Below are 21989 nucleotides of genomic sequence, written 5' to 3'. Positions count from 1 at the left end.
GGCGCTGCAGGTCACCGCCTTCCGGCACAGCGATGACCGTCAAGGGGTCTGCGGTGAGCTACAGCTCCCCGGCGTCCATCGCTTCCTTGACCTCCTGCGCGTGCGCAACCTGGTCCGGGGTGTAGCCGATCAGCAGCGCGGCGCCGCCGACGAGGACGGCCACGCCGGCCACCCACAGCAGCCCGTAGGTATAGCCGTGATCCAGCGCACCCAGCTGCGCGTCGTTCATGAACTTCACCGGGCCAGTGGTGCCGCCCAGATACAGCGTCCGCGAGGTGATCACCGCCTGGATGACGGCCAGCACCAGCGGCCCGCCCAGGCTCTGCAGCATCAGCGTGACCGCCGACACCGGACCGATCTGGTCGAAGCCCACGCCGGCGATCGCCGCCAGGGTCAGCGGGACGACGGCCATGCCGATGCCGATCCCACCGATGACGATCGGCAGCACCAGGTTGGGGAAGTACGCAACGCCGCGGTGCATGAACGCCGAGCCGTAGATCATCGCCCAGAAGAGAAGGATGCCGCCACCGATGGTCAGCACCCGTGGCGAGAACCGCGACACCAGCTGCGAGGAGAGCCCCAACCCGATTCCCATCGCGATGACGAACGGGATGAAGCCGACGCCGGCGCGCAGCGCGCTGTAGCCGAGGATGTCCTGCACGTACAGGCCGATGCACACCGTCAGGGTGAACATGAGACCGCCGGCCAGGAAGATGGCGGTGAAGGTGACCAGCCGGTTACGGTCGCGGAACAGGTTGAACGGGACGACGGGGTTCTCGGCGGTGCGCTCCACGATGACGAAGGCAATCGCGGCGCCCAGCGCCACCACGCCGGATCCGATGGTGGTGATCGACACCCAGCCCTTTTCCGGGCCCATCGAGAAGGCGAACACGGCCGCGGTGCAGGTCAGGGTGGCGAGCATGGCGCCGGTGGCGTCGAGCTTCATCCGCTCGCGGTTCGTCTCGCGCAGAGCCGTGCGGGCCAGGTAGATCATCACCAGGCCGATCGGCACGTTCACCAGGAAGGCCAGCCGCCACGACACCTCGGTGAGCGCTCCGCCGACCACCAGGCCCATCACCGAGCCGACCGCCGTCATCGCGGCGAACACCGCGGTCGCGAAGTTACGGGCCGGGCCCTTGGGGAAGGTGGTCGCCACCAGCGCCAGACCGGTCGGCGAGGCGATGGCCGAGCCGACGCCCTGCGAGAGCCGGGCGATCACCATGGTGGCCTCGTCCCAGGCGACCGCGCACAGCACGGAAGAGATGGTGAACAGCGCGACACCGACGATGAAGGTGCGCTTGCGCCCGATGGTGTCGCCGAGGCGACCGCCGAGCAGCATCAGGCCGCCGAACGTCAGCACGTAGGCGGTGATCACCCAGCTGCGCCCGGCGTCGGACAGGCTGAGCTCGTTCTGAATCTTGGGGAGCGCGACGATGGCGACGGTGCTGTCCATGGTCGCGAGCAGCTGCATACCGCCGATCGCGATCACGGCCGCGATGAAGCGCCGGGAGGGCAACCACGCCGGGTAGTACTTGCTGATGCGCTTCAAGGCGGTCTCCGCCGGGGGCTTGGAGGCGGTCTCCGCCGGGCGCGCACTGCTCACCGGGGCCGGACGATCGGGGCGCGCCGAGGCCAGTTTCTGCACCGCGCGCTCTGCATCGTTGAGAGCCGTCATAAAGGGTTACCTTACAGTAATCTTAAGAACCGTTTAAAGCCCGAAGGCCGCCACGGCGCCGATCACGATGATCGCGGGAGGTCGGATACCCTCGGCGCGAATCTTCTCGGGCGTGTCGGCCAGGGTAGCCCGCAAAGTGTGTTGAGCGGCGGTCGTCCCATGCTGGACGACCAGCACCGGGGTATCCGCAGGTCGGCCGCCTTTGAGTAGGGCGTCGGCGAAAAGCTCGATGCGCTCGACCGCCATCAGCAAAACAATCGTGCCTGACATTGCGGCCAGCGCATCCCAATTCACTAACGATTCGGGATGCCCGGGTGGCAGATGGCCGCTGACCACCACGAACTCGTGATTTATCGCCCGATGCGTCACCGGAACGCCCGCCAAAGCGGGCACTCCTATGGCACTTGTCACACCTGGCACCACCGTCACCGGTATGCCGGCCTCGACGCACGCCAGTACCTCTTCGTAGCCGCGGGCGAACACGAAGGGGTCGCCGCCTTTGAGGCGCACCACGAAGCTGCCGGCGCGGGCCCGTTCGATCATGATGTCGTTGATGGCGTCCTGGGCCATGGCGCGCCCGTACGGGATCTTGGCCGCGTCGATGACCTCGACGTGCGGGGGCAGCTCGGCGAGGAGCTCCGGCGGCGCGAGACGGTCGGCGACCACGACGTCGGCGTGGGCCAGCAGGCGCCGGCCGCGCACGGTGATCAGTTCGGGGTCACCGGGCCCGCCACCGACCAGCGCGACGCCGCCCTTGACGACGTCGGAGCTCACCGGGCTGTCGGGCGTGATGAGCCCGGTCTGCAGCGCCTCGCGGATGGCCGAGCGGATCGCCGCCGAGCGGCGGTGGTCGCCGCCGGCCAAAACCCCGACGGACAGCCCCGCATAGTCGAAAGACGCTGGGGTGACTGCGGTCCCCTCGACGGCGATGTCGGCGCGGACGCAGAAGATGCGGCGGCTTTCGGCCTCGGCGACCACCGCCTCGTTGACTTGCGCGTCATCGGTGGCCGCGATCGCGTACCAGGCTCCGTCGAGGTCGCCGTCGCGGTATTCGCGCAATGCCAGGGTGATTCCCGTCATCGCCTCGACCGACCGGGTGGCGCTGCGGGAGATGACGTGCACGTCGGCGCCGCTGGCGATGAGCAAGGGCAGCCGGCGCTGGGCGACGGTGCCGCCGCCGACCACGACGACCTTTTTGCCGGTCAGCCGCAGCCCAGCGAGGTAGGCGCTCTCGGTCACCCGGCAAGCCTAGTGGTGGGCGCGGGTGCGGCGAAGCCGGGCGCCGGCGTGTGCGACGAAGCGCGCCACCGCCTCCGGCGCCGCGGCCGGATGGGTGTGCAGATACGACGCGTGCACACCGGCGTGCACGACACCGTCGCGCACGGGGCCGCCCTGCCGGTCGGCGTCGTGGGCCCCGTACATCCAGGCAGGCTGATAGTCCTGCGTGAATGTGACTGCGGTGCGGTGGAATTCATGCCCCACCGCGCGCTGGCCGGCGGCATACAGCGACGAATCCGCGACGGCGACGGCGTCGCGATACGCCAGGGTCAGCTGCGGCGTGAACCGCGCCTGTCCCGCCAGCACACCGCACATCGGATGGCCGTCGAGCTCGGAGACCAGATAGATCAGCCCGGCGCACTCGGCGTGTATCGGCGCCCCGGCGGCGCCCAGTTCGCTGATCTGCCGGCGCACGACCGCATTGGCCGAGAGCTCCGCGGTGAACTGTTCGGGAAACCCGCCGGGCAGCAACACCGCATCGGTGCGGTCGGGCAGGGCGTCGACGATCGGATCGAATTCGACGACGTCGGCACCGGCGGCCGCCAGCAGCTCCGCGTGTTCGGCGTAGCCGAAACTGAAGGCCTTGCCGGCCGCCACCGCGATGGTGGCGCCGCCCCCGGACGTCTCCCCCACCGCCGCCGCGGGATCCCAGGGCGGCTGCGCGACCCGGGCGCCGGCGACCGCGACGATGGCCGACAGGTCGACGTGGCGCGCAACCAATTCGGTCATCGCCTCCACCGCCAGCCGCGCCCGCTGCCCGTACTCCACGGCCGTGACCAGTCCCAGATACCTTGTCGGCAGCTCCAATTCAGCCACCCGGGGGATGGCGCCCAGCACCGGGACGCCCGCCTGCTCAGAGGCCTGCCGCAGCACCCGCTCATGCCGGTCCGATCCGACCCGGTTGAGGATCACACCGGCGACGCGGGTCGTGGTGTCGAACGTCGAAAAGCCGTGCAGCAGCGCGGCGATGCTCTGGCTCTGCCCGCGCGCATCGACGACCAGGACGACCGGCGCGCCCAGCAGCCCGGCGACGTGGGCCGTCGATCCGGCCGCGGGAGTCGTGGCGGCGGGCCCGATCCGCCCGTCGAACAGCCCCATCACCCCTTCGACCACGGCGATGTCGGCGCCACTTGCGCCGTGGGCGTAGAGCGGGCCGATCAGGTTCTCCCCCACCAACACCGGATCGAGGTTGCGGCCGGGCCGGCCGGCGGCCACGCCGTGGTAGCCGGGATCGATGAAGTCGGGGCCGACCTTGAACGGCGCCACGGTGTGGCCCGCCTGGCGCAGGGCGCCGATCAAACCGGTTGCCACCGTGGTCTTTCCGCTGCCGGACGCGGGGGCGGCGACGACGACGGCGGGAACGCTCACCACTCGATGCCCTTCTGCCCCTTACGCCCGGCGTCCATCGGGTGCTTGACCTTGGCCATCTCGGTCACCAGGTCGGCCGCGTCGATCAGGCGGTGCGGCGCGTCGCGTCCGGTGATGACCACGTGCTGATGTCCGGGCCGGCTGGCCAACGTCCCCACCACCTCGTCGACGTCCACCCAACCCCACTTCAGCGGATAGGTGAACTCGTCCAGCACGTAGAAGTCGTGACGCTGATCGGCCAGCCGGCGCGCGATCTCCGTCCAGCCGTCGGCCGCGGCCGCCGCGTGATCGACGTCGCTGCCCGCCTTGCGGGTCCAGGACCAGCCCGCGCCCATCTTGTGCCATTCGACGGGCCCGCCGACCTGCTGCTGGTCGTGCAGCCGGCCCAGCTGGGCGAAGACCGCCTCCTCGCCCACCTTCCACTTGGCGCTCTTGACGAACTGGAACACCGCGACGGACATCCCGGCATTCCAGGCCCGCAGCGCCATGCCGAATGCCGCCGTGGACTTCCCCTTGCCGGGACCGGTGTGCACGGCCAGCACGGGCGTGTGGCGGCGCGCCCGCGTGGTCAGGCCGTCGTCGGGGACCTGCAGTGGAACGCCTTGTGGCATCAGCGTTTACCCTTTCCGCTCACGCCGCGTCGCGCACCGCACGCGTCAGGGAATCCGCGTGCAACTGCTCGAGGCGGATCGCCGGGCCGCCGAGGTGGCGGGCGAGTTGCTCGGCCAGGCCCAGCCGCACAAAGGATGTTTCGCAGTCGACGACCACCGCGGCGGCACCCTCGGCGACCAGCCGGGCCGCCGCGGTTCGGGTGCGGCCCAACGGATCCGGACCGGCGGTGGCCCGGCCGTCGGTCAGCACCACCACCAGCGAACGCCGCGCCCGGTCACGCGCCTTCTCCCGCACGATGAGTTCACGCGCGGCCAGCAGGCCTTCGGCCAGCGGGGTTTGGCCGCCGGTGTCGAACCGGGCCAGCCGCCGGCCGGCGATGTGCGCCGACGACGTCGGCGGCAACAACAGCCGCGCCTCCTGCTGCCGGAACGTGATCACGGCGACCTTGTCGCGCCGCTGATATGCGTCGCGCAGCAGCGACAGTGCGGCACCGCTGACCGCGGACATGCGATCGCGCGCGGCCATCGAACCCGACGCATCCACCACGAAGATCACCAGGTTGCCCTCGCGCCCTTCGCGCACGGCGCGGCGCACATCCTCGGGCTGCGGCCGCAACGGCCCGGCACCGGCGCGCTCGGCGGCCGACAGCAGGGTGGCGAACAGGTGCAGTCCGTGTCCGGCGCAACTCGCGTCGCCGGCGTCGGCGGCCGCGATGACGCTGCCGCTGGCGTTGCGGGCCCGCGACCGCCGTCCCGGCGCGCCCTCCCCGACCCCCGGAACCCGCAGCGCGCGGGTGCGGAAGGTTTTCGCCGGCGGCGCGCTGGGCCTGGTCTTCGGCGGCTGGGCGTTTTCGGATGAATTCTGTTGTGGCGCATCCTGTCCGGTGTGGGTGGACTCGCCGCCGCCGGGCGGGTCGGGATCGGGGTCGGGATCCGAGCCGGCCTGCGCCAGGGCCTCGTCGAGCTGGTCGCGGTCGATGCCCGGGTCGTCGAACGGATCGCGGCGGCGCCGGTGCGGCAGCGCCAGCTCGGCGGCCACCCTGATGTCTTCTTCCTCGACGGTGCGCGCGCCGCGCCAGGCCGCGTGCGCGACCGCGGTGCGCGCCACCACCAGATCGGCGCGCATGCCATCGACATCGAAGGCCGCGCACAGCGCGGCGATCCGGCGTAATTCGTTGTCGGGCAACACCACATCATCGACCAGCGCGCGCGCCGTGGCGATCCGCCGGGCCAGCTCCGCGTCGGCGTCGGCATAGCGCTCGGCGAAACCATCCGGGTCGGCCTCGTACGCCATCCGCTGCCGGATCACCTGCACCCGCACGTCCACGTCACGCGACGCGTGGACGTCGACGGTGAGCCCGAACCGGTCCAGCAGCTGCGGACGCAGCTCGCCCTCTTCGGGATTCATGGTGCCGATCAGCACGAACCGGGCCTCGTGCGAGTGCGAGATGCCGTCGCGTTCGATGTGCACCCGCCCCATCGCCGCGGCGTCGAGCAGCACATCGACCAGGTGATCGTGCAGCAGGTTGACCTCGTCGACGTAGAGCACACCGCCGTGCGCGCGGGCCAGCAGGCCCGGCGAGAACGCGTGTTCGCCGTCGCGCAGCACCCGCTGCAGATCCAGCGAGCCGATCACCCGGTCTTCGGTTGCCCCGAGCGGCATTTCGACCAGGCCGGCGTCGCTGCCGGTGGCCTCGGACAGCAACGCCGCAAGGCCGCGCACGGCCGTCGACTTGGCGGTGCCCTTCTCGCCGCGGATGAGCGCGCCGCCGATCTCCGGACGCACGGCGCACAGCAGCAGGGCCAGGCGCAGCTGGTCGTGCCCGACGATGGCGCTGAACGGATAGGGCTTCACGGCTTCGCCGCCAAACCCGACCCGGGCCGCAGCATGGGCACGTGCGGGACGCCGTCGTCCAGGAAATCGTCGCCGTCGCGGACGAATCCGTGCTGGGCGTACATGTCCGCCAGATAGGTCTGCGCATTGATCCGGCACGGGTAGTCACCCACCTCGGCCAGCGCCGCGCGCAGCAGTCGGGTGGTGTGACCCTGGCCCCGCGCATTGCGTTTGGTGCACAGCCGTCCGATCCGGAACACCTTCTCGCCTCCGGCATGCTCTTCCATCAGCCGCAGCGTGGAGATCACTTCGCCGCCGGGCGTCTCCAGCCAGAAGTGCCGGGTCTCGGCGAGCAGGTCGCGCCCGTCCAGCTCCGGATACGGGATCGCCTGTTCGACGACGAACACCTCCACCCTGAGCTTGAGTAGCTCGTAGAGTGTCTGGGCGTCAAGGTCTTTGGCCCAAATACGTCGCAGTGCTTCTGTCACTGGCGCCGCCCCTCCTCATCGCTCAACCCCAAAACCTTCGTTCCCCAGTAAAAAACCTCGTCGTACAGCGCCGGCTCGTCCGACAGCGTCGCCCCCAGCGACGGAACCATCTCCTTGAGCGCGGGCAGCCACGATTGAAAGCGGTTGGCAAAGCAGCGTTCCAGCACGCCGAGCATGATCGGCACCGCCGTCGACGCCCCCGGGGAGCCGCCGAGCAGCCCCGCGATGCTTCCATCGGCGTCGCCCACCACGGTGGTGTCGAAGTCGAGCACCCCGCCCTTGCGCTTGTCGCGCCGGATCACCTGCACGCGCTGACCGGCCACCGTCAGTTCCCAATCCGAACCCGTTGCGGTGGGCGCGAATTCGCGCAACATGCGCAGTCGATCCGGTCCGGACAGCCGCAGCTGCCCCAGCAGGTAGCCGAGCAGCGTCAGCTGGCTGACACCGACACCGAGCAGCGAGGCCAGGTTGTCCGGCCGCACCGAGCGGGGCAGATCGGTGACGTGCCCGTGTTTCAAGAACTTCGGCGACCAGCCGGCGTAGGGTCCGAACACTAGCCACGGCTTGCCGTTGACGTAGCGCAGATCCAGATGCAGCGCGCCCAGCGGCGGCGCGCCCGGCGCCGGAGCGCCATAGACCTTGGCCCGGTGGGCGGCGGTGAGCGCCGGGTTGGCGGCGCGCAGGAACCGGCCGCCGATCGGGAATCCGGCGAAACCCCTGACCTCGCCGATGCCGGACTTCTGCAGCAGCGGCAGCGCGTCACCACCGGCCCCGACGAACACGAATTTGGCGTTCAGACGGCGCTTTTCGCCGGTGCGCCGGTTGCGGATCGACAGCGTCCAGCCCCCGTCGGACCGGCGGGACAGGTTGCGCACCTCGTGGCCGAACAGCGCCGTCGCGCCGCCGCGCACGCAGAACCCGACGAGCTGTCGGGTCAGGGCGCCGAAGTCGACGTCGGTGCCGTGGGCGGCCCAGTTGAGCGCGGTCGGTTCGGAGAAGTCGCGCCCGGCAGCCATGAACGGCAACCGGCGCGCGAACTCTCCCGCGTCCTCGATCAATTCGATGCCGGCGAACAGCGGGTTGGGCGCCAGGGCCCGCTGCCGGCGCCGCAGATAGTCGACGCCTTGCGCGCCGCGCACGAAGCTCGCGTGCGGGATCGGGGTGAGGAAGCGGCGATCGGTGAGGACCCCGTTCTCCACGGCGTAGGCCCAGAACTGGCGGCTCACCTGGAATTGCTCGTTGATGCGCACCGCTTTGCCGATGTCGATCGAGCCGTCGGCGCGCTGCGGGGTGTAGTTCAGTTCGCACAGCGCCGAATGGCCGGTGCCCGCGTTGTTCCACGGGCTACTGCTCTCGGCGGCGACGGCGTCCAGACGCTCCACGAAGGTCATCGACCAGTCCGGCTGCAGCCTGCGCAGCAACGCTCCCAGCGTCGCGCTCATGATGCCCGCGCCCACCAGCACGACGTCCGTCGACGTGGTTCTGGCTAGCGATGACACCGGCTTGCTGGTCCTTCCCTCGACTGGGCCGATCCCAGGTTATCCCGAGGCAAAATGGCCGCGAACGACGTGCGCCGCGCGATGGCCAGCAAAAGCTCTAAGCTGGCCACGTGACTGGCAGGGTGACCGGCGACGTGACCGGCTGGGCGCCCGACGTCCTCCCCGGTTATCACCAGCGCACCATCGCGCTCGGGTCCGATCCCGCCGGTGAGGGCGACATCGTGGCGACGCTGATACGGCGCGGACCCGAACCGCACCAGACGGGCCGCGACACGGCGCCCACCGGGCCCGCGGTGCTGGCGGTGCACGGCTACACCGACTATTTCTTCCACACCGAGCTGGCCGATCGTTTCGCGGCCCGCGGCTTCACCTTCTACGCGCTGGACCTCCATAAGTGCGGCCGGTCGCGGCGCGACGGCCAGACGCCGCACTTCATCACCGACCTCACCAACTACGAGGCCGAACTCGACCAGGCGCTGGCCGGCATCGCGGAACGCGGCAAGGTGCTGCTGTACGCGCATTCCGCGGGCGGGCTCATCGTGTCGCTATGGCTGGACCGGTTGCGCCGGCGAGACCCGGCCGCGCACGCCCGCGTCGGCGGCCTGGTGCTCAACAGCCCGTTCCTGGAGCTGCCCGGCCCGCCCATCCTGCGGCATTCGGTGACCGTGGCGCTGATCGCCGGCCTGTCCCGCGTGCGGTCCAAGGGCGTGGCCCGGTCGCCGGGTGAGGGCGGCTACGGCACCACCCTGCACCGCGACTATGACGGCGAATTCGACTACAACCTGCAGTGGAAACCCGTCGGCGGCTTCCCCATCACCTTCGGCTGGCTGCACGCCATCCGCCGCGGCCAGGCCCGGCTGCATCGCGGTCTCGACGTCGGGGTGCCGAATCTGATTCTGCGATCGGATCACAGCGTGCACGAAAGCGCCGAGTCCGCATCCATGCAGTGCGGCGACGCGGTTCTCGATGTCACCCAGATCGCCCGGTGGGCCGGCTGCATCGGCAACCGCACCGCCGTGGTTCCGGTGGCCGACGCCAAGCACGACGTGTTCTTATCGCTGCCGGGGCCGCGCGAAGTCGCGTATCGGGAACTGGATCTCTGGCTGGATGGCTACCTGCGCGCCGACGATGATGCCTCGGCATCGCTGCGAGAGGGGTGACGGCTTGGAGACTTACGACATCGCGATCATCGGAACCGGTTCGGGCAACAGCATTCTCGACGACCGCTTCGACGAGAAGCGGGTGGCGATCTGCGAACAGGGAACCTTCGGAGGCACCTGCCTGAACGTCGGGTGCATCCCGACCAAGATGTTCGTCTACGCCGCCGGTGTCGCCGATTCGATCCGGAGCGCGGCACGCTACGGCATCGACGCGCGCATCGACCGGGTGCGCTGGGACGACATCGTCTCACGCGTCTTCGGGCGCATCGATCCGATCGGGGTCGGCGGTGAGGACTATCGCAACGCCGCCCCCAATGTCGACGTGTACAAGGAGCACACCCGATTCGGCCCGGTCCAGGCCGACGGCCGCTACCTGCTGCGCACCGATGCGGACGACGAGTTTTCGGCCGACCAGGTGGTGATCGCCGCGGGGGCCCGAGCCGTGGTGCCCCCGGCGATCCTGGAATGCGGCGCCCGGTATCACACCAGCGACACGATCATGCGAATCCCGGAGTTACCAGAGCATCTGGTGATCGTCGGGGGTGGTTTCGTGGCGGCCGAATTCGCGCACATCTTCTCCGGGCTGGGCTCGCGGGTCACCCTGGTGGTCCGGGGCTCGACACTGCTACGGCATCTCGACGACGTTGTCGGCGAACGCTTTACCCGCATCGCAGCGAACAAGTGGGAACTGCACACCCATTGCAATGTCGTGGGCGCCGAGAACCAGGGGTCGGGCGTGGCGGTGCAACTCGACAACGGCCACACCATCAACGCCGACGCGCTGCTGGTGGCGACCGGGCGGGTGTCCAACGCCGATCAACTCGACCTCGAGCAGGCCGGTGTCGCCGTCGAGGACGACCTGGTGGCCGTCGACCAGTACCAGCGGACCACGGCGCGTGGGGTTTTCGCCCTCGGTGACGTCTCCTCGCGATATCAGCTCAAGCACGTCGCCAACCACGAGGCGCGCGTGGTGCAGCACAACCTGCTCTGCGACTGGGACGACACCGAGGCGATGGCCGTCACCGACCATCGCTATGTGCCGTCGGCCGTCTTCACCGATCCGCAGATCGCCAGCGTCGGACTGACCGAAAACGAAGCCATCGCACAGGGTTTCAAGATTTCGACCAAGATTCAGGATTATGGCGACGTCGCCTACGGCTGGGCGATGGAGGACACCACGGGCATCGTGAAACTCATCGCCGAGCGCGGCAGCGGGCGCCTGCTGGGTGCGCACATCATGGGCCATCAGGCCTCGTCGATCATCCAGCCCTTGATCCAGGCGATGAGTTTCGGGCTCACCGCCCCGCAGATGGCCCGCGGGCAGTACTGGATCCACCCGGCGCTGGCCGAGGTGGTGGAGAACGCGCTACTGGGCCTGCGCTGACCTCAGCGGCCGCGCGGCCGCGCGTCGGGCTTGTCCCCCTGACACTGCGGGCACAGGCCGTGCAGCGTCAGTCCGGCCGCCTCCGACAGCGCGAACGAGCTGCCCGCCATCGCGTGTTCGAGCGCCGAACTCAGCTGGCGGGCGGGCACCTCGATGATGGTGCCGCACTTCGTGCATACCGCGTGATGGTGCGGCGCGGTGGCCAGACCGTAGGTCGTCACGCCGCCGTCGAGGGTCAACGCGTGCAACACCCCCTGATCGACCAGCGTCGTCACCGTGCGATAGACGGTCGCCACGTCGGGCGCATGGGTGCCGGGCGGCAAGCATTCCCGCAGCCGCCTGTCGATCTCGGCGACCGGCAGGTGACCGTTGACGGGCTCGAGCACCGCCAGCACCTGGATTCGCGAAGCCATCCGCCGCAGTCCCCGGGCGCGCAGAAGATCGCCGATCCTCTCGGTGACCGACGCATCCAGTACCGACGGGTTGGGCGCCACCGGTTCAGTGTCGTCCCCAGGCGGCCGGATCGCCAGTCTTCGGGGCGATCAAGGCACCTCAATTCCTGCGACTCACTTGCATCTGGCGAGCCGCCGTACTTACAGTCGTGCCGGTTGTCTCAGCCGATACCGCAAGGACGCGCCGGAAGGACCCCAGTGGCCAGCACCGAGATCGACCGGCGGACGTCACGGACGGGCAGGCTTCGAGACGCCCTGACGCAGGCGGAATGGTGGCGGCTGGCAGCGATGCTGGCGGTGATCGTCGCGCTGCACCTGCTCGGCTGGCTCATCATGGTCCTCATCGTGGCGCCGGCCCAATACAGTTTGGGCGGCAAGGCATTTGGTGTCGGTGTCGGGCTGACTGCCTATACCCTGGGCATGCGGCATGCCTTCGACGCCGACCACATCGCCGCCATCGACAACACCACCCGCAAGCTGATGAACGACGGGCAGCGCCCGCTGGCCGTGGGCTTCTTCTTCTCGCTGGGCCACTCCACGGTGGTCTTCGGGCTGGCGCTGCTGCTGGCGTGCGGGGTGAAGGCGGTCGTCGGCCCGGTCGAAGACGACGCCTCGACGCTGCACCACTACACCGGCCTGATCGGCACCAGCGTCTCGGGCGTCTTCCTGTACGCGATCGCACTCCTCAACATCATCGTCCTGGTCGGCATCCTGCGGGTCTTCGCCCGGCTGCGCCGGGGCGAATACGATCCCGACGCCGACGCGGCCGAACTGGAGCGGCACCTGAGCGACCGCGGACTGATGAACCGGTTGCTCGGCCGCGTCACCAAGTCGATCACCAAGTCCTGGCACTGCTATCCCGTCGGATTGCTGTTCGGGCTCGGCTTCGACACCGCCACCGAGATCGCGCTGCTGGTGCTGGCGGGAACGAGCGCCGCCGCCGGGCTGCCCTGGTACGCCGTCATGTGCCTGCCGGTGCTGTTCACCGCCGGCATGTGCCTGCTGGACACCATCGACGGCTCTTTCATGAATTTCGCCTACGGCTGGGCGTTTTCCAACCCGGTGCGCAAGATCTACTACAACCTCACCATCACCGCCCTGTCGGTGGCCGTCGCGCTGCTGATCGGCAGCATCGAACTCCTCGTCCTATTCGCCGACCAGTTCGGTTGGCGCGGCCCGTTCTGGGCCTGGATCGGCGGGCTGGACCTGAACACGATCGGCTTCGTCGTCGTCGGCATGTTCGTCGTCACGTGGGCGGTGGCCCTGCTCGTCTGGCGCTACGGGCGCATCGAAGAGAAGTGGACCTCCTGAGCCGAGCGGCGCGAGACTGACCGCGAACGGGCGTTCGGGTGTAGAACAGTGCTCATGGGCTTTTCGGCCTGCGCCCAGCTCGCGGATCGGCGGTGATCGGCGGTGCATGAGCTGTCGCTGTGCGAAGCGATCGCCGGTGTGGTCAAGGATCACGCCGACGGCCGGCACGTCGACGTGGTGCGGGTGCGGGTGGGCGCGCTTCGTCAGGTGGTGCCCGAGTCGCTGTCCTTCTGCTGGACGCTGGTCCGCGACGCCGAGGACATGCCGGACGCCGAGCTGGAACTCGAATGCGTCGGCGCCGAGGTCCGGTGCCGTGCGTGCGGCGGGCAGTCCGAGATCACCTCGCCGTGGTCGATCTGGTGCCCCCGGTGCGACAGCTCCGACGTCGAGGTGCTGCACGGCAACGAATTCTTGGTGACGTCATTGGATGTCTCGTGAAAGGCGTTGGCGATGGGTAGATTTCATCAGCACGACGACGGAACCGTGCACACCCACTCCCACGATCACGTTCCGCACGACCACGATCACGACCACGGCGATCACAGCCGCTATCGGACCGGCAGCCAGCGCATCGACGTGCTGGAGGCGATCTTCGCCGAGAACGACCTGCTCGCCGACGCCAACCGCGCGGCCTTCGAGACCAACCGGGTGCGCACCCTGAACCTGATGAGCTCGCCGGGGTCGGGCAAGACCACCATCCTGCAGGCAACGCTGGACGAACTCGCCGGCGAGCTGGGGATCGGGGTGATCGAGGGCGATATCGCGACCGACCTGGACGCGGCCAAGCTCAGCGGTCGCGGCGCCCAGGTGTCGCTGCTCAACACCAGCAACGGATTTGGCGGCGAATGCCACCTCGACGCGCCCATGATCAACCGCGCACTGCCCGGCCTCGACCTCACCGCGCTGGACCTGGTGATCATCGAGAACGTCGGAAATCTGGTCTGCCCGGCCGAGTTCGACGTCGGCGAGCACGCCAAGGCCATGGTGTATTCGGTGACCGAGGGCGAGGACAAGCCGCTGAAGTATCCGGTGATGTTCCGGTCGGTCGACGTGGTGCTGCTCAACAAAATCGACCTGGTGCCCCACCTCGACGTGGACGTCGACACCTACATCGCCCATGTCCGCAAAGTCAATGCGGCAGCGACGATTTTGCCGGTCAGCGCGCGCACCGGCGACGGTATGGCGGCGTGGTTCGGCTGGCTACGCCGCTTCGCCGCGGACGGCGCCTGAATCGTGCCCCAAGGGGCCACGCTCCTGCGAAACATTCGCAGGATGACCCCGCCGCGATGGTTAGCCGGACTCGGCGAATCACCTAAGCGCGCCATAGCTTTTCGGTATTTTGCAGCGCGTGCTTACTCGAGAGTGATGCCGGACCGTTGACAACGCTCGATAGCGGGAGTAGACCCAAAAATTAGCGCTGCGCAAGTGGGCCGACGGTCGACTCCGGCGGCGCAGGAGCCCCAGCCCGGCTCCGGAAAGCTGCAGCATGCCAACGGAAGCAGCAGTCAAGGCAGAACAAACATTGATCCATGTTCTATGGATTAACGCGGGCCTCAGTTGTGACGGTGATTCGGTGGCGTTGACTGCTGCCACCCAGCCCAGCGTCGAGGAGATCGCCCTGGGAGCCCTGCCCGGACTCCCCCAGATCGCCGTGCACTGGCCCCTGATCGACTTCGAATGCGGCCCGAACGGCGGGGCAGACGACTTCTTGGAGTGGTTCTTCAAAGCCGACCGCGGCGAGTTGGAACCCTTCGTGCTGGTGGTCGAGGGATCGATTCCGAACGAGAAGATCAAGGACGAGGGCTACTGGTGCGGATTCGGCAACAACCCGGCCACCGGACAGCCGATGACCACCAGCGAGTGGCTCGACCGGTTGGCGCCCAAGGCCACCGCCATCGTGGCGGCCGGGACCTGCGCCACCTACGGGGGCATCCACGCGATGGCCGGCAACCCGACGGGGGCGATGGGTGTGCCGGACTACCTCGGCTGGGACTGGCAGAGCAAGGCGGGCATCCCGATCGTCTGCGTGCCCGGCTGCCCGATCCAGCCGGACAACCTGTCGGAGACGCTGACCTACCTGCTCTACATGGCGACCGGCCAGGCGCCGATGATCCCGCTCGACGACGCGCTGCGCCCGCAGTGGCTGTTCGGCAACACCGTGCACGAGGGTTGCGACCGGGCCGGCTACTACGAGCAGGGCGACTTCGCCACCGAGTACGGGTCGCCGAAATGCATTGTGAAGCTTGGTTGCTGGGGGCCGGTTGTCAAATGCAACGTGCCCAAGCGCGGGTGGATCAACGGCGTCGGGGGTTGCCCCAACGTCGGCGGGATCTGCATCGGCTGCACGATGCCGGGGTTCCCGGACAAGTTCATGCCGTTCATGGACGAGCCGCCGGGCGGCAAGATCTCGAGCACCGCGTCGGGTCTGTACGGAGCCGTGATTCGCAGTCTGCGGGGTATCACGGAACGCACCGTCGACAAAGAGCCGCGGTGGCGCCACAACGGCGACCAACTCACCACTGGAGCGCGCCGCACCTGGTAGGCCCACCTACCTGGTCGGCGCGCTCCCCTCGCACAGTCATAGACGAATAGCCGTCGCCGCATCAGCCAACGCTGACAGCAGCCAAAGCGGGAAGAAGTAGCGCGATGACAACCATCATTCCTGAACCCACCCATGCGAAGCGGGAGCCGGGCCAATTGGTCGACATGGCCTGGGACCCCATCACCAGGATCGTGGGCAGCCTGGGCATCTACACCAAGATCGACTTCGAGAACAGAGAGGTCGTCGAGTGCCACAGCACCTCGTCGATCTTCCGCGGTTACTCGATCTTCATGAAGGGCAAGGATCCCCGCGACGCCCACTTCATCACCAGCCGCATCTGCGGAATATGCGGCGACAACCACGCCACCTGTTCGTGCTACACCCAGAACATGGCCTATGGCGTCAAGCCGCCACACCTGGGCGAGTGGATCGTCAACCTCGGCGAGGCCGCGGAATACATGTTCGACCACAACATCTTCCAGGAGAACCTGGTCGGCGTGGACTTCTGCGAGAAGATGGTCTCCGAGACCAACCCGAGCGTGCTCTCGCTGGCCGAGAAGACGCCCGCCCCGCACGCGGACGCCCACGGGTACAAGACGGTCGCCGACATCATGCGCTCGCTCAACCCGTTCAGCGGTGAGTTCTACCGCGAGGCGCTCGTGGTCAGCCGGTGGACGCGAGAGATGTTCTGCCTCATGGAGGGACGCCACGTGCACCCCTCCACGCTGTACCCCGGCGGGGTCGGCACCGTGGCGACCGTCCAGTTGATGACCGACTACATGACGCGGTTGATGCGCTACGTGGAGTTCATGAAGAAGGTCGTGCCGATGCACGACGACCTGTTCGACTTCTTCTACACCGCACTGCCCGGTTACGAGAAGGTCGGGCTGCGCCGCACCCTGCTGGGTTGCTGGGGCTCCTTCCAGGATCCCGAGGTGTGCAACTTCGAATACAAGGACATGGAGCGCTGGGGTAACGCGATGTTCGTCACCCCGGGCGTGGTGGTCGACGGCAAGCTGGTCACCCACTCGCTGGTGGACATCAACCTCGGCATCCGAATCCTTTTGGGCAGTTCATATTACGACGACTGGACCGACCAGGAGATGTTCGTCGAGACCGATCCGCTGGGCAACGCGATCGACCGGCGCCACCCGTGGAACCAGCACACCAACCCGCACCCGGAGAAGCGGGACCTGGAGGGCGGCAAGTACAGCTGGGTGATGTCACCGCGCTGGTTCGACGGCAAGGACCACTTGGCGCTGGACACCGGCGGCGGCCCGCTGGCCCGGCTGTGGTCGACGGCGCTGGCCGGCCTGGTCGACATCGGTTACGTCAAGGCGACCGGTTCGAGCGTGAAGATCAACCTGCCCAAGACGGCCCTGAAGGGACCGGTCGAGTTGGAGTGGAAGATCCCCACGTACGGCAGCAACACGCTCGAACGAGACCGGGCGCGCACCTACTTCCAGGCCTACGCGGCGGCATGCGCTTTGCACTTCGCCGAGAAGGCGCTCGGGGAGATTCGCGCCGGGCGCACCAAGACGTGGGAGAAGTTCGAGGTGCCCGACGAGGCCATCGGATGTGGCTTCACCGAGGCGGTGCGCGGTGTGCTCAGCCACCACATGGTGATCCGGGACGGCAAGATCGCCAACTATCACCCGTACCCGCCGACGCCGTGGAATGCCAACCCGCGCGACAGTTATGGCACACCGGGCCCGTACGAGGACGCGGTGCAGGGCCAGCCGATCTTCGAGGAGAACGGCCGGGACGACTTCAAGGGCATCGACGTCATGCGCACCGTGCGCAGCTTCGACCCGTGCCTGCCGTGTGGCGTGCACATGTACCTGGGGAAGGGCAAGTCCCTGGACAGACTGCACACGCCAACCCAGTCACCCGCCGGGGAGTGAAACATGGCGGATCGCCCGGCGGAGTCCGCGAACGACGCGCAGTGGCGTGAGGCGGGCGATCGGATCCAGACACTGCTGGATTCCTGCGCAGCAGGTGGAGCCGCCGCGTATGACCGTGCGCAGCAACTGGTTCGCGAGGTAGTCGGGCTCTACGGCGCCGGGCTGGAGCGGATCATGCGGATGGCCGGCGATCCCGAGCCGGCCGGGGGGCTGGTCGAGCGGCTGGCCACCGACGACCTGGTGGCCAGCCTGCTCCTGGTGCACGGCCTGCATCCGCACGACATACACCGCAGGGTGTCCGACGCCCTGGATCGGGTGCGGCCCTACCTGGGTTCGCACGGCGGTGACGTCGACCTGCTCGAGGTCGTTGCGGGCGGGCACCCGGAAGAGTTCACCGTGCGGCTGGCCTTCACCGGCAGCTGCAAGAGCTGCCCGTCGTCCGCGGTGACACTGGAACTGGCCGTGCAGGATGCGGTCCGCGCGGCCGCACCGGAGATCTCCTCGATCGAGGTGGTGACGGCCGAGGCGACGACCGCTCCGGCGAGCGTCATTCCGGCGGAATCGCTGCTGGCGCATCTGCATTCGAACGGCCACGGGTCGACCGCCTGGCACCCGGCGCCCGAGCTGGCCGAGTTGACACCCGGCGAGGTCGCGGGATTCGTGATCGGCGGGGTGACGGTGCTGGCCTGCCGGGTCGGCGACCAGACCTTCGCCTACCGGGATCACTGCCCGGTGTGTGACGACTCGCTGGCGGGTTCGCACCTGCGCGGTCGAATGCTGCGGTGTGCGGGTTGCCGCACGGATTTCGACGTCGTCGGTGCGGGAGCCGCCGCGACCGGTGGTTCGGCCGGGCATCTGGATCCGATGCCGCTGCTGACCCGCGACGGCGTTCTGTCGGTGGCCTTGCGGGCCGACGCGTTGGGGGCGCCGGCATGAGCACCCCGTTCGAGGTCCTGGGCCGCATCAGGAGCGACCGTCGCGCCCCCGAGCCGGCGGGTGAGCGCTGCGAGATGTGCGCGGAGTCGATCGCCGACGAACACCAGCACGTGGTCAATGTGGCCGGCCGCCAGCTCATGTGCGTCTGCCGCGCGTGCTATCTGCTGTTCACCGACACCGAAGCCGACCTGCGTTACCGCGCGGTGCCGGACCGGTATCTGTCGTTTCCCGACTTCGCGCTGGACCGCCTGGTGTGGGAGGCGCTGCAGATCCCGGTCGGAGTCGCCTTCTTCTTCACCAACTCCGCCCTCGGCCATACCGTGGCCTTCTACCCGGGACCGGCCGGGGCATGCGAATCCGAGCTGAATATGGAGATCTGGGACAGCATTCGCGGCGCCGACCCGCGGGTGAGCCTGCTGGCCGACGACGTGGAGGCGCTGCTCGTCCGGGTCACCGACAGCGCCCAGGACGGCGAGTTATCGCAGCCCCAAACCTATCTGGTGCCCATCGACGCCTGCTACGAATTCGTCGGACGGCTGCGCCTGGTGTGGCGCGGATTCGACGGCGGCCAGCAGGCCCGCGAATTCATCGACGACTTCTTCGACCGGCTCGCCACCCGCGCCACTAAGACACCGCGATGAACGCCTCGCCGATGAATGTGAGCTTCGAGGTTCTCGACGTGACCGCCGAACCGTACTCCGTCAGCCCGATGCTCACCGCCCGCGTCGGCGTCACCGCCGGTGGCGACGACCCGGTGCACGCCATCGCCCTGCGCTGCCAGGTCCGCATCGAGCCGCTGCGCCGTACCTACTCCGACGAGGAAGCGGCCGGGCTGATGGATTTGTTCGGCCCCCGCGAACGCTGGGCCAGCACCCAACGCACCTTCCTCTGGCAGCACTGCACCGCAATGGTGCCGGGCTTCACCGGTCACACGACCGCGACCCTGCCGCTGGATTGCACCTACGACTTCGAGGTCGCCGCCGCGAAATACCTGCACGCGCTGCGCGACGGGGCGGTGCCGCTGCAGTTCCTGTTCAGCGGAACGATTTTCGTCAACTCCGAGCGCGGGTTCTCGGTCCAGCAGGTGTCGTGGGACTGTGAGGACAACTACGCCATGCCGGTCTCGGTCTGGCGCGACCTGATCGCACAGCACTATCCCAACAGCGGGTGGATTCGGCTCAGCCACGAGACCATCACGGAACTGGCCGGTTACAAGTCGGCGCACGGAATGCTCGACTTCGACCACGCGGTCACCTCATTGCTGGATGCCACCACCGATCACGAGGTGACGCGATGACATCGAGCTGGGATCGGGCCCGCGCCGTCGCCGACGCGGTGCTTTACGAGGGCTATCTGCTCTACCCGTATCGGGGGACGTCGAGCAAGAACCAATCACGGTGGCAATTCGGCGTTTTGGGTCCGCCCGGCGCGGCCGAGGCCGGCCTGGGCGAAGACGACACCCTATCCGCGGATTTCCTGGTCGACGACGCCCGGGCGCTGACGCTGGTGGTGCGCTTCCTGCAGTTGCAGCACCGGCGGGCCGAACGGGCCACCGGCGACGGCGATTTCATCCCCGTCGACGAACTCCGCACCCCGGCCGGGTCGTGGCTGACCTGGGACGAAGCCGTGGAATGCGAGATCTCGTTCGGCCCCCTGGAGTTCGGCGAACAGCCCTGGTCGCTGCCGCTGACGGTCGGCGCGGAAACCGACATCGAAACCCTGGACGGCGGCAGGCTGGTTCGCGAACGACACGAGATACGGGGCGAGCTGACCGTCACCAGCGAGCCCGACGACGGCCTGCGCCGGGTCTCGGTGCGGGTCACCAACACCGGTGCGGCCGTAACCGCAGATGACGACAAAGATTCAGTGATCGCGCGATCCATGATCGGAACGCACCTCATCGCCGAAGTGGTTGGCGGCCAGTTCATCTCGCTGCTCGAGCCGCCGCAGGCCGCGACCGATGCGGTGTCCCGCTGCGGGCGACACCGCTGCTTCCCGGTGCTGGCCGGGCCCCCCGGCACCGACGACATGCTGCTGATCTCACCGATCATCCTCTACGACCACCCCGAGGTCGCCGAACAGAGCGACACCGCCCTGTACGACTGCACGGAGATCGACGAGATCCTCACCCTGCGCGTGATGACGATGACCGACGACGAGAAGGCGCAGGCCCGGGCGACCGACCCGCGGGCCGCGCGAATCATAGACGAATGCGACGCCATGTCGCCCGAGGCCATGGCACGACTGCACGGCGTGCTGCGCGACCCGCACGGGCTCAATGTCTCCGCCGGTCTGGTGCCCGAGATCCCCGACGGCGTGGAGTGGTGGGATCCATTGGCCGACAACGCCGTCCGACCCGAGATCGACGCTGTGCTGGTGAACGGGGTCCGGATAGCGCGGGGCAGCAAGGTCCGATTGCGGCCGCGGCGCAACGCCGACGCGCAGGACATCTTCGTCGCCGGCAAGACCGCCCGCGTCACGTCGGTGCACGAGGACGTCGAGGGCAACAAGCACGTCGGCGTCGTCGTCGACGAGGACCCGGCCGCGGAGCTGCACGACTGGTACGGCCGCTACCTGTACTTCTCCCCCGACGAAGTCGAACCGCTGCAATCGCAGCACAGCACAAACAAAAGGAGTTCACCATGGAAGTCCTAGGTTGGATCTTCATCGCCCTCGTCGCGCTGGTGGCCGCGGTCGCGCTGGTGTTCGGCGCGATATCGGTGCCGGATGCCCGCCGCTATCTCAAGTTGAGGCGGATGTAGCCGACGCGAGTAGCACCATGACGACGCGCATCCTTATAGCCGGGATCGGCAACATCTTCCTGGGCGACGACGGGTTCGGCTCCGAAGTGGTCCGCAACGCCGAACTGCCCCAGGACGATCCGACGGTCCAGGTCATCGACTACGGCATCCGGGGCATGCACCTGGCCTATGACCTGCTCGAAGAGTGGGACACGCTGGTGCTGGTCGACGCCGTGCCCAGCCAGGGCCATCCCGGCACGTTGCACGTCTTTCAGGCCGACCACGATTCGTCGCCCGAGACGGACGGCCTCGACGGGCACAGCATGGATCCCGCCGCGGTCTTTGCCAGCCTGCGGGCGCTGGGCGGCCATCCGCCCTACACCGTGGTCGTCGGGTGCGAGGCGGGCAGCGTCCAGGAGGGCATCGGGCTGACCGAACCCGTCGCACAGGCCGTCCCGCGGGCGGCACGTGCGGTGGAGGAGATCGTCGCCGCGTTGCACGGCGCCACGCCCTCGGCGGCCGAAAAGGGGTGCTGAACAATGTGTTTGGGAATACCGGGCCAGGTCATCGCCATGCTGGACGGTTACGAGGGCCAGCTCGCCCTCGTCGATGTCACCGGTGAACAACGCAAGGTCAACGTCGGCATGTTGCCGGAGGAGACGTTCGCGCCGGGTGACTGGGTGATCATCCACATGGGCTTCGTCGTCGAGAAGACGGATCAGGCCGGGGCCGAACAGGCCATGGCCGGCCTGGAGTTGATGGGACGCGGCCGCACCGACCTGACACCCCGTCCGGAGGCCGGCTGA

At 68.3% G+C, this 21989-nt stretch carries 22 protein-coding genes; 14 read left to right on the top strand and 8 right to left on the bottom strand.

The window, feature by feature from the left end; translation table 11 throughout:
• Positions 1-58 precede the first annotated feature (58 nt).
• The 7 genes from A5732_RS18025 to mqo are packed head-to-tail and all read right to left on the bottom strand — an operon-like array spanning position 59 to position 8753.
• A complete protein-coding gene (locus A5732_RS18025; protein ID WP_076051764.1) occupies positions 59-1675 on the bottom strand; it encodes an MFS transporter in 1617 nt (538 codons plus the stop codon).
• 33 nt (positions 1676-1708) lie between these two features.
• Positions 1709-2914 (bottom strand): uroporphyrinogen-III C-methyltransferase, encoded by a 1206-nt coding sequence (cobA, locus tag A5732_RS18020; protein WP_076051763.1) that lies wholly within the window; start codon positions 2912-2914, stop codon positions 1709-1711.
• 9 nt (positions 2915-2923) lie between these two features.
• Positions 2924-4321, bottom strand: a complete 1398-nt coding sequence (locus A5732_RS18015; RefSeq protein ID WP_076102912.1) for a cobyrinate a,c-diamide synthase — start codon at positions 4319-4321, stop codon at positions 2924-2926.
• Positions 4318-4932: a cob(I)yrinic acid a,c-diamide adenosyltransferase gene (gene cobO, locus A5732_RS18010; protein ID WP_076102911.1), complete on the bottom strand. Its 615-nt coding sequence runs from the start codon at positions 4930-4932 to the stop codon at positions 4318-4320. Before cobO ends, A5732_RS18015 begins: the two co-directional genes overlap by 4 nt.
• Before the next feature lie 19 nt (positions 4933-4951).
• Positions 4952-6787, bottom strand: coding sequence for a magnesium chelatase subunit D family protein (locus A5732_RS18005; RefSeq protein WP_076102910.1), 1836 nt, complete (start codon positions 6785-6787; stop codon positions 4952-4954).
• Positions 6784-7254, bottom strand: coding sequence for a GNAT family N-acetyltransferase (locus tag A5732_RS18000; protein ID WP_064954410.1), 471 nt, complete (start codon positions 7252-7254; stop codon positions 6784-6786). Before A5732_RS18000 ends, A5732_RS18005 begins: the two co-directional genes overlap by 4 nt.
• Entirely contained in the window at positions 7251-8753 is a 1503-nt protein-coding gene (gene mqo / locus A5732_RS17995) for a malate dehydrogenase (quinone) (RefSeq protein ID WP_076102909.1), read from the bottom strand. Before mqo ends, A5732_RS18000 begins: the two co-directional genes overlap by 4 nt.
• 134 nt (positions 8754-8887) lie before the next feature.
• Between mqo and A5732_RS17990 the strand changes: the two genes are divergently transcribed.
• Both A5732_RS17990 and mtr read left to right on the top strand, forming a co-directional pair.
• A complete protein-coding gene (locus tag A5732_RS17990; RefSeq protein WP_076103031.1) occupies positions 8888-9913 on the top strand; it encodes an alpha/beta hydrolase in 1026 nt (341 codons plus the stop codon).
• Between the two features lie 4 nt (positions 9914-9917).
• Complete coding sequence (mtr, locus tag A5732_RS17985; protein WP_076102908.1) at positions 9918-11297, top strand: mycothione reductase; 1380 nt, start codon at positions 9918-9920, stop codon at positions 11295-11297.
• A 2-nt stretch (positions 11298-11299) separates the two neighbouring features.
• On the opposite strand, the gene A5732_RS17980 is transcribed toward mtr, so the two are convergent.
• Positions 11300-11791 (bottom strand): Fur family transcriptional regulator, encoded by a 492-nt coding sequence (locus A5732_RS17980; protein WP_076051757.1) that lies wholly within the window; start codon positions 11789-11791, stop codon positions 11300-11302.
• Between the two features lie 156 nt (positions 11792-11947).
• Between A5732_RS17980 and A5732_RS17975 the strand changes: the two genes are divergently transcribed.
• From A5732_RS17975 to A5732_RS17925, 12 genes are all read left to right on the top strand, one after another.
• Complete coding sequence (locus A5732_RS17975) at positions 11948-13060, top strand: HoxN/HupN/NixA family nickel/cobalt transporter (RefSeq protein WP_076102907.1); 1113 nt, start codon at positions 11948-11950, stop codon at positions 13058-13060.
• 102 nt (positions 13061-13162) lie between these two features.
• Positions 13163-13498: a hydrogenase maturation nickel metallochaperone HypA gene (locus A5732_RS17970; RefSeq protein ID WP_076051755.1), complete on the top strand. Its 336-nt coding sequence runs from the start codon at positions 13163-13165 to the stop codon at positions 13496-13498.
• 12 nt (positions 13499-13510) lie between these two features.
• Entirely contained in the window at positions 13511-14290 is a 780-nt protein-coding gene (hypB, locus tag A5732_RS17965; RefSeq protein ID WP_076051754.1) for a hydrogenase nickel incorporation protein HypB, read from the top strand.
• 256 nt (positions 14291-14546) lie between these two features.
• Entirely contained in the window at positions 14547-15602 is a 1056-nt protein-coding gene (locus A5732_RS17960) for a hydrogenase expression protein HypE (protein ID WP_076051753.1), read from the top strand.
• 104 nt (positions 15603-15706) lie between these two features.
• Complete coding sequence (locus A5732_RS17955; protein ID WP_076051752.1) at positions 15707-17506, top strand: nickel-dependent hydrogenase large subunit; 1800 nt, start codon at positions 15707-15709, stop codon at positions 17504-17506.
• Positions 17507-17509: 3 nt separating this feature from the next.
• Positions 17510-18442 carry a NifU family protein gene (locus A5732_RS17950; protein WP_076102906.1) on the top strand — a complete coding sequence of 311 codons (933 nt, stop codon included), beginning with the start codon at positions 17510-17512 and terminating at the stop codon, positions 18440-18442.
• Positions 18439-19083, top strand: coding sequence for a DUF5947 family protein (locus tag A5732_RS17945; protein ID WP_076102905.1), 645 nt, complete (start codon positions 18439-18441; stop codon positions 19081-19083). The genes A5732_RS17950 and A5732_RS17945 overlap by 4 nt, the downstream gene beginning before the upstream one ends.
• Positions 19080-19739, top strand: coding sequence for a DUF6084 family protein (locus tag A5732_RS17940; RefSeq protein WP_076102904.1), 660 nt, complete (start codon positions 19080-19082; stop codon positions 19737-19739). Before A5732_RS17945 ends, A5732_RS17940 begins: the two co-directional genes overlap by 4 nt.
• On the top strand, positions 19736-21097 hold the full coding sequence (locus tag A5732_RS17935) for a hypothetical protein (RefSeq protein WP_076102903.1): 1362 nt from the start codon (positions 19736-19738) through the stop codon (positions 21095-21097). Before A5732_RS17940 ends, A5732_RS17935 begins: the two co-directional genes overlap by 4 nt.
• Entirely contained in the window at positions 21085-21204 is a 120-nt protein-coding gene (locus tag A5732_RS27860; RefSeq protein ID WP_371915785.1) for a DUF6893 family small protein, read from the top strand. The genes A5732_RS17935 and A5732_RS27860 overlap by 13 nt, the downstream gene beginning before the upstream one ends.
• A 17-nt stretch (positions 21205-21221) precedes the next feature.
• Entirely contained in the window at positions 21222-21719 is a 498-nt protein-coding gene (locus A5732_RS17930; protein ID WP_076051747.1) for a hydrogenase maturation protease, read from the top strand.
• Positions 21720-21722: 3 nt separating this feature from the next.
• Positions 21723-21989 carry a HypC/HybG/HupF family hydrogenase formation chaperone gene (locus tag A5732_RS17925; RefSeq protein ID WP_076051746.1) on the top strand — a complete coding sequence of 89 codons (267 nt, stop codon included), beginning with the start codon at positions 21723-21725 and terminating at the stop codon, positions 21987-21989.

The organism is Mycobacterium colombiense (assembly GCF_001953985.1).
GTDB lineage: Bacteria > Actinomycetota > Actinomycetes > Mycobacteriales > Mycobacteriaceae > Mycobacterium > Mycobacterium colombiense_B.
This window is presented reverse-complemented; position numbering and strand designations above follow the sequence as displayed.